General features: G+C 76.2%; 8 protein-coding genes and 1 pseudogene. All 9 read left to right on the forward strand.

All coding sequences use genetic code 11. The features are described from left to right. Positions 1-228 precede the first annotated feature (228 nt). The 9 genes and pseudogenes from FVA95_RS31740 (at position 229) to FVA95_RS17265 (ending at position 12592) form a co-directional block, all read left to right on the forward strand. Positions 229-3360 carry a hypothetical protein gene (locus tag FVA95_RS31740; protein ID WP_193564370.1) on the forward strand — a complete coding sequence of 1044 codons (3132 nt, stop codon included), beginning with the start codon at positions 229-231 and terminating at the stop codon, positions 3358-3360. After that, positions 3357-4364: an HAD-IIA family hydrolase gene (locus FVA95_RS17230; RefSeq protein ID WP_149665134.1), complete on the forward strand. Its 1008-nt coding sequence runs from the start codon at positions 3357-3359 to the stop codon at positions 4362-4364. Before FVA95_RS31740 ends, FVA95_RS17230 begins: the two co-directional genes overlap by 4 nt. A gap of 70 nt (positions 4365-4434) precedes the next feature. Beyond that, the gene (locus tag FVA95_RS17235; protein WP_020622954.1) at positions 4435-4641 is read left to right on the forward strand and encodes a hypothetical protein; all 207 of its coding nucleotides are present in this window, start codon (positions 4435-4437) and stop codon (positions 4639-4641) included. 2 nt (positions 4642-4643) lie between these two features. Next, positions 4644-5477 (forward strand): TlyA family RNA methyltransferase, encoded by an 834-nt coding sequence (locus FVA95_RS17240; protein ID WP_149665135.1) that lies wholly within the window; start codon positions 4644-4646, stop codon positions 5475-5477. Continuing rightward, complete coding sequence (locus FVA95_RS17245; protein ID WP_149665136.1) at positions 5474-6400, forward strand: NAD kinase; 927 nt, start codon at positions 5474-5476, stop codon at positions 6398-6400. Before FVA95_RS17240 ends, FVA95_RS17245 begins: the two co-directional genes overlap by 4 nt. 90 nt (positions 6401-6490) lie before the next feature. Beyond that, entirely contained in the window at positions 6491-8479 is a 1989-nt protein-coding gene (gene recN, locus FVA95_RS17250) for a DNA repair protein RecN (protein WP_149665137.1), read from the forward strand. A gap of 217 nt (positions 8480-8696) precedes the next feature. Further along, complete coding sequence (gene steA, locus FVA95_RS17255; protein WP_149665138.1) at positions 8697-9884, forward strand: putative cytokinetic ring protein SteA; 1188 nt, start codon at positions 8697-8699, stop codon at positions 9882-9884. Continuing rightward, positions 9869-10791, forward strand: a pseudogene (locus tag FVA95_RS17260) (copper transporter). The gene steA and the pseudogene FVA95_RS17260 overlap by 16 nt, the downstream one beginning before the upstream one ends. 22 nt (positions 10792-10813) lie before the next feature. After that, positions 10814-12592 (forward strand): CTP synthase, encoded by a 1779-nt coding sequence (locus tag FVA95_RS17265; protein WP_149665140.1) that lies wholly within the window; start codon positions 10814-10816, stop codon positions 12590-12592. The last annotated feature ends 168 nt before the right edge of the window (positions 12593-12760 follow it).

Consider the following 12760-nt stretch of genomic DNA (forward strand, 5'->3'; position numbering starts at 1 on the left):
CGGCAGCTAAGCCTTCCAGCGCCGATGGTACTGCACTCGCCAGGGTGTGGGAGAGTAGGTCGCCGCCGACATTCAACCTCTGAAAGGGGAGTCCGCAACGGTGTAGAAACCGCTGTGGGCTCCCCTTTTTCGTATGTCTGCAGCCGTGTCCGCCTCGCTGCGCGGAGCGGTTCGCCCAGTGCGGTCGCTGACCGCGGAAGTGACGGTGTTCGTTTGTACCCTGACCACGTGACGGACGGGGAACGTCCCGGCAACGGCCGGGCAGGCGAGGGGCGCGGCTCGCGCAGCGGGTCGGGATGGTCGCGCGGCGATGACCAGCGGGGACGGCGCCGTGACGGCGACGACCGCCCGCGTCGCGACGACCGGGCCGGCCGCAGCAGTGGCGACCGTGTGCGGGACGACCGAGGGCGTCCGGACGACCGTCGTACCGAGGGCCGCTCCTGGTCCGACCGGGGCGGACGCGACACCGGCCGGTGCGACAGCGGCTTCCGTGGCGACAACCGCGACCGGGGGCCGCGCCGCGACGACGATCGTCGGTCCGGTGGCTCCGACCGCCGTGATTCGTTCCGGGGTGGACGCGACGACCGCGGCAGCCGCCCGTTCCGCGACGACCGCGGTGGCCGGCCCACCTCGGGCCGGGACGACCGCCGTCCCCACCGGGACCGCGACGACCGTGGCCCCCGTCCGCAGCGTGACGACGACCGCGGCGGTCGGTCCTTCCGGGAGCGCGACGGCCGCGCCGGTGGTCCGGGCTCCGGCCGCGACGACCGTGGCGGCCGCTCGTTCCGCGGTGACCGCGGGGGACGACCCACGGGTGACCGCGACGACCGCGGTGGCCGCTCCTACCCGGGCCGTGACGACCGACGGCCCGCCCGCGACCGCGACGACCGTGGCGGCCGCCCGTACCGCGACGACCGTGGTGGTCGCTCGGCCGGGGACCGTGACGACCGTGGTGGCCGTTCCTTCGGCGGGCGGGACGACCGCGGTACACGCGCCTCCGGCGACCGCGGCGCGCGTCCCTTCCGGGACCGTGACGACCGTGGGCCTCGTCCGCAGCGGAACGACGACCGTGGCGGCCGTTCGTTCCGCGACCGCGAGGATCGGCCGACCCGTCCGTCCCGGGACCGTGACGACCGTGGCGGCGCCTTCGGCGGTCGCGACGACCGTGACCCCCGTGGCCGTGACGACCGCGGCGGGGACCGGCGCAGCACCTACCGCGACCGCGACGACCGTGGCGGCCGTTCGGCAGGCGGCCGTGACGACCGCGGTGCCCGCCCCTACCGGGAGCGCGACGACCGCGCCCCTCGCGGTCGTGACGACCGCGGCGAGGGACGGCGCAGCACCTACCGCGACCGCGACGACCGCGGGCCCCGGGAGGAGCGCCCGTACCGCGCCCGCGAGGAACGACCGTCGCAGGGCCGCCCGGCCGAGCGGTCCACGGCCCTGGAGCCCCGGGACGTCGTGCAGACCGACCCGGCTCCGTCGTCGACCCCGGCCGGTGACGCCCCTGTCGTGACCCCGTCGTCGGCCGGTACACCGGTCCACGACGATCGCGAGCCTGCACCGTCGACCGGCGCCACCTCCGACGCCGCCACCTCCGATGCCACCGCAGCGGGTACCGGCACCCCGGGACCGGACACGTCGTCCGCAGCGGCGGACGGCGCCCCGGCCGGCCGCGACGAGCGCACCGACGACGCGGGCGGCACGGGCACCGTCGCACCCGACAGCGCCCGGACCGACAGCGGCCAGGCCGACAGCGACCGGGCGACGGACACTCGCGGGACCGACTCCCGCGGTGCGGGGGCCGACGCCGTCGACCGTGCCGGGACCGACCCGGTCGCAGCGGGCACGGCAGGGGTTGCCGACGGTCCCCGCGCGGACCGTGCGGAGCGTCCCGCCGGGCGCGACGAGCGTCGTCCGCTCCGTGACCGTGACGACCGTGGCCCGCGCCGGGAACGCGATGACCGCGGCCCGCGTGGCGGCCGGGACGACCGTGGACCACGGTCCGGCCGGGACGACCGCAGGCGCGACGACCGGGGTCGGAACGACCGTGGCCGCAATGAGCGTGGCCGTGATGACCGCGGCCGGGACGACCGTGGCCGTGATGACCGTCCGCGCCGGGCGATCCCGGAGTCGGCCGAGCGGACCTTCGTCGCCGAGCCGGACCTGCCGGACTCGGTGTCGGCCGCCGAGCTCGACCCGAGTGTGCGGCGGGACCTGCGCGGGCTCCAGAAGGAGACCGCCGAGGTCGTGGCGCGGCACCTCGTCGCCGCGGGTCTGCTCGTCGACGAGGACCCCGTGCAGGCCCTGGAGCACGTGCGCTACGCACGCCGCCGGGCGTCGCGGATCGCCGTCGTCCGCGAGGCCGCCGGCATCGTCGCCTACCACGCGGGGGAGTGGAACGAGGCTCTCGGCGATTTCCGCGCGGCCCGCCGGATGGGCGGCGGACCGGGGCACGTGCACGTCATGGCCGACATCGAGCGCGCCCTCGGACGTCCCGAGCGCGCCCTCGACCTGGCCCGCAGCCCCGAGGCCCGCGACCTCGGCCACGAGGAGCGCATCGAGCTGCTCATCGTCGCCGCGGGCGCCCGGCGCGACCTCGGTGAGGCCGACGCCGCCGTCGTCGGGCTCCAGGTCCCCGAGCTCGACGCGGCGCGCCGCGACCCGTGGAGCGCCCGGCTGTTCTACGCCTACGCCGACAACCTGCTCGCCGCCGGCCGTGAGTCGGAGGCCGTGCAGTGGTTCGTGCACGCCCACGACGCCGACGCGCACCGGGAGACCGACGCGGCCGCGCGGATCGCCGAGCTGACCGGCGACGAGCTCGAGGGCGCCGACGACGAGCTCGCCGTCGGCTGGGAGGACGTGCCTCCGGCCGCCGACGACCACGGCACCGAGACCGGCACCGAGACCGGCACCGACGCAGGCGGTGCCACGAGCACCGATGCCGACAGTGCACGCTCCGATGCCGCGTCCACCGACAGCTCTGACAGCTCCGACAGCGCCGAGACCGAGGCCCCGGTGGTCGACGGAACCGACGAGGACGGGACCGATAAGGACGAGACCGACGAGAACGGGACCGTCGGGGCCGGCACCCGTGAGGAACGGACCGGCGAGGACGGGACGGACGACGTCCGCGGGGACGCCGGGGCCGACACCGCCGCCGGTCAGGTGACGGCCGGGGGGACCACGTCGGGCGCCGTGGACGGGGACGGCCCGTCCGACCCCGAGAGCCCGTCGGGCGCCGGCAGCGCGGCCCCGGAGGGCGGGACCGGACGGGACGACACCGCGCCGGACCCGACTGCACCCGTCACCGACCAGGACCAGGACCAGCGCCGGGACCCCGGGGCCGGCGACCGGTGACCGACGACCTGCTGTCCCGCCACGACGTCCTCCTGGCCGATCTCGACGGCACCCTGTACCGGGGCCCCGAGGTCGTCCCGGGGGCCGTCGAGGCGGTGCTCGGGGCGGCCGACCGCGGCGTGCCCACGGTCTACGTCACCAACAACGCCTCCCGCAGCCCCGCCGACGTCGCCGCGCACCTCGCCGAGCTCGGGTTCCCGGCGCGCGTCGAGGACGTCCGCACCAGCTCGCAGGCCGCGGCCGCGATGCTGGCCGAGCAGCTCCCGCCGGGGGCGCGGGTGCTGGTCGTCGGCACCTCGGCGCTGGCCGACGAGGTCCGCGCCCGCGGGCTCGCCGTCGTCGACGCCGCCGACGGCGCGGACGCCGTCGTCCAGGGGCACTCGCCCGACACGGGATGGCGGATCCTGGCCGAGGCGGTCGTCGCCGTCCGGGCCGGGGCGCTGTGGATCGCCTCCAACGTCGACCCCACCCTGCCCACCGAGCGGGGTGCGCTGCCGGGCAACGGCTCGATGGTGCAGGTCGTGCGGACGGCGACCGGCGCGCAGCCGCAGGTGGCGGGCAAGCCCGCCGCCCGGCTGCTCCGCGAGGGGGCCGGGGACGCGCGGGCCCCGCTCGTCATCGGGGACCGGCTCGACACCGACATCGAGGGTGCCAACGCCATGGGAGCCCCGTCGCTGATGGTCCTGACCGGGGTCAGCGGTGCCGCGGACCTGCTCGTCGCCGCCCCGGAGCTGCGCCCCACCCACATCGGGGCCGACCTCGCCGCGCTCACCCGTGCACCGGACGAGCTGGCCCCCGGGCCGCGACCCGGCTGGCACGTCGCCGTCGACGGGGGCACGCTCGTGCTCTCCGGCGACGGGGACGGTCCCGAACCCACGGTGGACGCGCTGCGTGCGCTCTGCGCGGTGGCCTGGGAGCACGGCGTCCAGGACGTCCGCGCCGACGGTGCGGCCGCCGCCGAGGTGCTGGCCGACCTCGGCCTGGCGGAGCCGCCAGGGCGGTGACGCCGCGTCCCCGCCGCTGTCGGGACCGTCGGCTACCGTGGCGTCAGAACCCCGTCCCCGGAGACCATCCATGAGCGTTCCCGCACCCGGACCCCGTCCGGGCGACCCGCGGCCCGAGCAGGACCGCCCGGTCGCGGCCCTGCGTGCCGAGGTCGATGCGGCCGTCGCGGCGCTCGACGCGCTGGACGACCGTCCGGTCGCCGAGCACCCGGCCGCGTTCGAGCGGGTGCACGCCGCGCTCGGCCGCGCGCTGAGCGCCGGCTCGGAACGGGAGTGACGATGGGCCCCACCCGTTCCCGGCTGGACGCCGAGCTCGTCCGCCGCAAGCTCGCCCGCTCCCGCGGCCAGGCCGCCGAACTGATCGCCGCCGGCCGGGTCGTCGTCAACGGCATGCCGGCGGCGAAGCCCGCCACCGTGGTGGACAGGGACGCACCCGTCCTCGTTCGCCCGGACGACGCCGGCGAGCCCGACTGGGCATCCCGCGGCGCCACGAAGCTGCTCGGGGCCCTCGACGCGTTCACCGGCGTCGATCCGGCCGGGCGGCGCTGCCTCGACGCGGGTGCCTCCACCGGCGGCTTCACCGACGTGCTCCTCACCCGCGGGGCGGCGGAGGTCGTCGCCGTCGACGTCGGGTACGGCCAGCTGGTGTGGCGCCTCCAGTCCGACGAGCGCGTCCACGTGCACGACCGCACCAACGTCCGGGCCCTCGAACCGGCGCAGATCGGCGGACCGGTCGACCTGACCGTCGCCGACCTGTCGTTCATCTCGCTGCGCACCGTGCTGCCGGCACTCGCCGCCTGCACCGCGCCCGGAGGCGACCTGCTGCCCATGGTGAAACCACAGTTCGAGGTCGGGAAGGACCGGCTCGGGTCCGGCGGTGTCGTGCGCGACCCGGGTCTGCGCACCGAGGCGCTGCACGGGGTCGCGACCGCCGCCGCCGCGGCCGGGCTGCAGGTCCTCGGTGCGACCGCGAGCCCGCTGCCCGGCCCGTCGGGCAACGTCGAGTACTTCCTGCACCTGCGCCGGCCCGCCGACGGGCCGGCCGGCGTCGCCCCCGCGCAGCCCGAGCTCGCACCGATGCTGGCAGCCGCGGTCGCGGACGGCCCCGCATGAGGGACGTCCTGCTGGTCCTGCACACCGGGCGGCCCACCAACCGCAAGACCGCGCTGCACGTGATGAGCGAACTCGGGCGGCTCGGCCTGCGCACCCGGGTGCTCGCCGATGAGTGGGCCGAGCTCGCCGCGGACCCCGACGTCCCCGCGGGCTACGAGCCCGTCCCGGTCCCCGGGAGCCCCGAGTGCGCCCGCGGCGCCGAGGCGGTCCTGGTCCTCGGCGGCGACGGCACCCTGCTGCGCGCCGCCGACCTCGCCCGCCACGCCGGCGTGCCACTGCTGGGCGTCAACCTCGGCCACGTCGGCTTCCTCGCCGAGGCCGAGGAGGACACCCTGCCCGAGGCACTGCAGAAGCTCGCCGACGGCGACTACGAGGTCGAGGAACGCACCACCCTCGAGGCCGTCGTCACCGCCGCCGGGCAGGTTCTCGGCCGGGCCTGGGCGCTGAACGAGGCCGTCGTCGAGAAGACCACCCGCGGCCGCATCCTCGAGGTCGTCCTCGAGGTCGACGGCCGCCCGGTGTCCTCCTTCGGCTGCGACGGGGTGCTCTGCGCGACCCCGACCGGCTCCACCGCCTACGCGTTCTCCGCGGGCGGTCCGCTGATCTGGCCGCAGGTGCAGGCGCTGCTGGTGGTCCCGAGCAACGCACACGCCCTGTTCGCCCGGCCGATGGTGATCGCGCCGGAGAGCACCGTCGCCATCGAGGTGTCCGCCGACGGCCCGTCCGCCGTGCTGGACTGCGACGGTCGCCGCACCGTCGCCGTGCCACCCGGGGCCAGGGTGGAGCTGCGCCGCGCGTCGGAGCCGGTGCGCATGGTGCGCCTGGCCGCGCAGCCCTTCGCCGACCGGCTCGTCCGCAAGTTCGACCTGCCCGTCCGGGGCTGGCGCGGGGCCCGGACCGCTGCACCGGATTCGAACGCCTGATCGACCGTTCGGCGCACGGGAACATCCGTTCGGTGCCGGCTGCGTGTCGGGGCTCGAACGCTGTCGGTGTTCGAACGTATGGTCCCACGCATGTTGTCCGAGATGCGGATCCAGGGCCTCGGCGTGATCGACGACGCGACCTTGGAGCTCGACCCGGGCCTGACCGTGCTGACCGGCGAGACCGGCGCCGGGAAGACCATGGTCGTGACCGGGCTGAACCTCCTCGGCGGTGGCCGTGCGGAGTCCTCGCGGGTGTCGGCCGGGGCGAAGCGGGCCGTCGTCGAGGGCCGGTTCGCGGCCTCGCCGGGTGCCCTGGAGCTGGCCGAGGAGGTGGGCGCCGAGGCCGACGAGGACGGGTCGCTGATCGCCGCCCGCACCGTGTCGGCCGACGGGCGCTCCCGTGCCCACCTGGGCGGGCGGTCGGTGCCGAACGGGGTGCTGGGCAGGCTCGCCGAGACCCAGCTCGCCGTGCACGGGCAGAACGACCAGCTGCGGCTGCTGCGCGGCTCCGACCAGTGTGCCCTGCTCGACCGCTTCGCCGGGGATCCGGTCGCGGTGCCGCTGGCCGCCTACCGGGCGGTCCGCACCGAGTGGCTCCAGGTGGTCACCGAGCTCGCGGAGCGGCGGGACAACGCGCGCAGGCTCGCGCAGGAGGCGGACCTGCTGCGGCACGGGCTCGCCGAGATCGAGGCCGTCGACCCACAGCCCGGGGAGGACCGCGAGCTCGTCGGACAGGCCCGCCGGATGGCCGAGGCCGACGACCTGCGGGCCGCCGCGGAGAGCGCACATCTCGCGCTGTCCGGGACGGACGACGGCGAGGCCCCCGGTGCCGTCGGGCTCGCCGGGCAGGCCAAGGGGCTCGTCGAGGGCAGCGGTGACCCCGCGCTCGAGGAGCTCGGCCCACGCCTGACCGAGGCCGTCGCGGTGCTCGCCGACGTCGCGGCCGAGTTGTCCGGCTACCTCGACCGGCTCGACGCCGACCCCGAGCTGCTGTCCCGCGTCCTGGCCCGGCAGGCGGAGCTCAAGGCGCTCACCCGCAAGTACGCCGCGGACACCGACGGCGTGCTCGCCTGGGCGGCCACCGCCCGCGAACGGCTGTCCGGGCTCGACACCTCCGACGAGGCGCTGGCCGAGCTGTCGGCCCGCCGTGACGCCCTCGCCGGTGAGCTGGCCGGGCACGCCGCCGCGGTCACCGCGGCGCGCACCGCCGCGGCGTCCCGGCTGGCCGAGGCCACCACGGCCGAGCTCGCCGGTCTCGCCATGAAGGACGCGACGCTGCAGGTCGGTGTGCAGCCGCGGCCCGCCGCCGACACCGGGCCGGTGCTCGAGGTCGGCGGGCGGCGCTGCCAGGCCGGGTCGAGCGGTGTCGACGAGGTCGAGATCCGGCTCGTCCCGCACGCCGGCGCGGTGGCCCAGCCCCTGCACAAGGGGGCCTCCGGCGGTGAGCTGTCCCGCGTCATGCTGGCCCTGGAGGTCGCGCTCGCCGGAGCCGACCCGGTGCCGACCATGGTGTTCGACGAGGTCGATGCCGGCGTCGGCGGCCGGGCCGCGGTGGAGATCGGCCGCCGGCTCGCGCAGCTGGCCTCGCGGCACCAGGTCATCGTCGTGACGCACCTGCCGCAGGTCGCGGCGTACGCCGACCGGCACCTCGTGGTGCAGAAGGCGTCGGGGGCGGGGGTCACCCGCTCCAGCGTGCGGCGGCTCACCGAGGAGGAGCGCACCGGGGAGCTGGCACGGATGCTGGCCGGAATGGACGACACCGACACCGGCCGCGCGCATGCCGAGGAGCTGCTCAGCGCCGCGACCGCGCACCGGGAGGCCGACCGCGCGGCGGCACGCCCCGCGGATCTCGCCGAGGCCCGGTCGCGGCGCGCGCAGTCCCGGCGCGGCCGGCCCCCGCGGGACGCGGAGACCGAGCTCTCCACCGCGCAGGCGGAGGGAACGGTTCCCGGGCCGCGCGGCAGCGATTCCTGCGGCACCGATTCCTGCGGCACCGACACCCGGGGAACCGGCTCGGACGGCGCGGCGACCCGTCCTGCGGCGTCGCCGCGGCGTCGCCGGGTCGCGCGGGCCGGCTGAGCGGCCGGCTGACCGGCCGGGCGAGCGATCGGGCCGAGCGGCCGGGTCGGGTGGCCAGGGTGAGCAGGCGGGCAGTGTGTCGTTGCTGTGGGTGAGCGGTCCGTTGCTCCGATTGCCGCCGGCCGGCGGCGCGGGGGATGGTCCGGGCCAGTGACGTCACACTCTCACGCGGCGTGCCTCCGTGGTCACGGGCGCCCCACCTGTCACAGTGCGCGACATGAAGCTGTCCGGCCTGCTGCACCGTTCCCGACCGGAGCTGCCGGGCCTGACCGGCCCGGCACGCGCCGACCGCCGCATCGAGTCGCTGCTCCGGCGCCTGCGGCCCGGCGACATCGCCGTGATCGACCAGGTCGACCTGGACCGGGCGACCGCGGACGCGCTCGTCGCCGTCCGGGTCGCCGCCGTCGTCAACGCCGCGCCGTCGATCTCCGGCCGGTTCCCGAACCTCGGCCCGCAGGTGCTCGTCGAGGCTGGTGTCCCGCTCGTCGACGACTGCGGTCCCGACACCCTCCGCGCGGTCAAGGACGGCATCCGGGTGCGGCTGCACGACGGCGTCCTCTACTCCGGCGAGCAGCCGCTGTGCGAGGGCCGTGAGCAGACCGAGGACACCGTCGCCGACGCCCTGGACGAGGCCAAGCAGGGCCTGACCCACCAGCTCGAGGCGTTCGCCGCGAACACCATCGAGTTCATGCGTCGTGAGCGTTCGCTGCTGCTCGACGGGCACGGCGTCCCCGAGGTCGACGTCGCCCTCGACGGGCGGCCGGTGCTCGTCGTCGCCGCCGGGTTCGAGCACCTCGCCGTGCTCAAGCAGCTCAAGGCCTACATCAAGGAGTACCGGCCGGTGCTCATCGGCGTCGGGGCCGGCGCGGACGCGCTGCTCAACGCGCGCCACCGCCCCGACCTCATCGTCGCCGACCCCTCCGAGGTGTCGAACCAGGCACTGACCAGCGGCGCCGACGTCGTCGTCCCGGCCTTTCCCGACGGGCACGCCCCGGGGCTGCACCGCGTGCAGGACCTGGGCGCCAGCGCCGTCACCTTCCCGTCGATGGCCAACCCCGAGGACCTGGCGCTGCTGCTGGCCCACCACCGCGGCGCCTCGATGATCGTCACGGTCGGGCTGTCCGCGTCGATGGGGGAGTTCCTCGACCGCGGACGCTCCGGCAGCAACGCCTCGACCTTCCTGACCCGGCTCCAGGCCGGGGGCAGTGTCGTCGACGGCACGATGATCGCGCAGATGTACCGGAGCCGGACCTCGTTCGCGCCGCTGCTGCTGCTCGTCGCGGCCGCCGTGGTCGCGGTTGTCGTCGCGGTGCTCGTGTCCGGTGGCGGTCCGGCGGTGCTGGAGTGGCTGCACGGGGTGCTGGAGAGCGTGCGGGCCCTGGTCGCCGGATGGTTCCCGGCGTGATCTCGCGGCGCCACCACCGCATCGCCCTGGTCGCGGTGTTCGTGCTGGCCCTCGCGGCCGGGTTCGCCCTCGCCGTCGTCGGGCTGCCACAGCGCATCGCCGACGTCGTGGCCTCGGGGGCGGACACGGGCGAGACCGCCCGGCTGAGCGCCGAACGCGACGCCCTGGCCGCGCAGCTGCACGCCAGCGACGAGTTCGCCGGCCGCGTCGGACCGGACCTGGTGCGCGGGAAGCTCACCGGGGTGCCGGTGACCGTCGTCTCGCTCGGTGCCGACCCGGCCGACACGCGCGCGGTCGCCGAGCTCGTCGTCACCGCGGGTGGCAGCGTCGCGGGGGAGGTCGTGCTCACCCCGGCCGTCACCGACCCGGCCCGCGCCGACCAGCTGCGCGACCTGTCCGCGCGACTGCTGCCGTCGGGGGCGCAGCTCCCCACCGCCACCGACGCCGGTGCGCTCGCCGGGGGCCTGCTCGGCTCAGCCCTGCTGACCCCGCCCGACGGCCCCGCACCCGCCCCGGACGCGGCCGGCACGGTCCTCGCCGGGCTCGCCGGCGGCGGCTTCGCCGAGGCCCCGCAGGGCAGCCCCGCGGCCGGGAGACTCGCCGTCGTCGTGACCGGGGCGGCGTACTCCGGGGTGGACGCCGACGCCTCGGCAGGCACCGCCGCGGCACTGGCCGCCGAGCTCGACCGTCGGGGTACGGGAGCCGTGCTGGCCGGGCGGGACGCCGCGGAGGGCTCGGCCGTCGCCGCCGCCCGGGCGGCCGGGGCCGGCTCGCCACCGTCGACGGCGTCGGCACCGGGGCCGGGCGGGTCGCGACCGTGCTCGCACTCGCCGAACGACAGGCAGGAGGCACCGGCCGCTACGGTTCCGGGGCCGGAACGGCGGGGCCGGTTCCCGCCGCCCCTTGACCGATCGGTAGGCTGAAGCTCCGTGCAGACTCGCGCCACCCGTCATCTCTTCGTCACCGGTGGGGTCGCGTCCTCGCTGGGTAAGGGCCTGACCGCCTCCAGTCTCGGTCAGTTGCTCACCGCGCGCGGGCTCCGCGTCACCATGCAGAAGCTCGATCCGTACCTCAACGTCGATCCCGGGACGATGAACCCGTTCCAGCACGGCGAGGTGTTCGTCACCGAGGACGGCGCCGAGACCGACCTCGACGTCGGCCACTACGAGCGGTTCCTGGACCGCGACCTCGCCGGGCGGGCCAACGTGACCACCGGCCAGGTCTACTCCGAGGTCATCGCCAAGGAGCGCCGCGGCGAGTACCTCGGCGACACCGTCCAGGTCATCCCGCACATCACCAACGAGATCAAGGACCGCGTCCTCGCGATGGCCGAGCCCGACGCCGAGGGCGTGGCCCCCGACGTGGTCATCACCGAGGTCGGCGGCACCATCGGCGACATCGAGTCGCTGCCGTTCGTCGAGGCCGCCCGGCAGGTCCGCCACGAGGTCGGCCGGGACAACTGCTTCTTCCTGCACGTGTCGCTGGTGCCGTACCTGGTGCCGTCGGGCGAGCTGAAGACCAAGCCGACCCAGCACTCCGTCGCGGCGCTGCGCAACATCGGCATCCAGCCCGACGCGGTGGTCCTGCGCGCCGACCGGGACATCCCCGAGGGCATGAAGCGCAAGATCTCGCTGATGTGCGACATCGAGCTCGACGGCGTCGCCGCGTGCCCGGACGCCCCGTCGATCTACGACATCCCGAAGGTGCTGCACGGTGAGGGCCTCGACGCCTACGTCGTGCGCCGGCTCGGGCTGCCCTTCCGCGACGTGGACTGGACCGTGTGGGGCGATCTGCTCGACCGCGTCCACCATCCGCGGGAGACCGCGACGATCGCGCTGGTCGGCAAGTACGTGGACCTGCCCGACGCCTACCTCTCGGTCACCGAGGCGCTGCGGGCCGGGGGCTTCGCCCACCATGCAAAGGTCGCGGTCCGCTGGGTGCCGTCGGACTCGTGCGAGACCCCGGCCGGCGCGGCCGAGGCGCTCGACGGCGTCGACGGGGTGCTCATCCCCGGCGGCTTCGGCATCCGCGGCATCGAGGGCAAGCTCGGCGCGATCACCCACGCCCGCACCCGGCGCATCCCCACCCTGGGGCTGTGCCTGGGCCTGCAGTGCATGGTCATCGAGACCGCGCGCACCGTCGCCGGCCTGGAGGGCGCCAGCTCGACCGAGTTCGACCCGGAGACCGCGCACCCGGTCATCTCGACGATGGCGACCCAGCGCGACGTCGTCGCGGGCGAGCGGGACATGGGCGGCACCATGCGCCTGGGCGCCTACCCGGCGGTGCTGCAGCCCGGCTCGGTCGCGGCGAAGGCCTACGGGACGCGCGAGATCTCCGAGCGGCACCGGCACCGCTTCGAGGTCAACAACGCCTACCGGCAGCAGCTCACCGAGGCGGGTCTGGTGTTCGGGACCTCCCCGGACGGCACCTTGGTGGAGTTCGTGGAGCTGCCGTCGTCGCAGCACCCGTTCTTCGTCGGGACCCAGGCGCACCCGGAGCTCAAGAGCCGCCCGACCCGGCCGCACCCGCTGTTCGCGGCGTTCGTGAAGGCGGCGCTGCGTTACCGGGCCGAGGACCGGCTGCCGGTGCACCTGCCCGGCCGGGACAACACCGACGCCGACGACGCCGAGACGGTCGAGGGCGACGACGTCGCCGTCGGCACGGGCGGCAACGGCGTGGCCCCGGCCGAGAGCACCTCCGTCCGCTGACCCCGACCCGACCCGACCCGACCGGACCGGGCCGCCGTCGGTGGTGCGGTCCGGTCCGCTGGTCGGACGCCCTGCCGCCGGGCGCGGGGCGCGGCCCGTACGGCCCGCGCACCCGCACGGACGGGGCCCGGCGACTACTGTCCGACGGGTGATCGAACTGCGCACCCG

Origin of the sequence: Pseudonocardia sp. EV170527-09 (assembly GCF_008369905.1) — a bacterium.
Taxonomy (GTDB): domain Bacteria; phylum Actinomycetota; class Actinomycetes; order Mycobacteriales; family Pseudonocardiaceae; genus Pseudonocardia.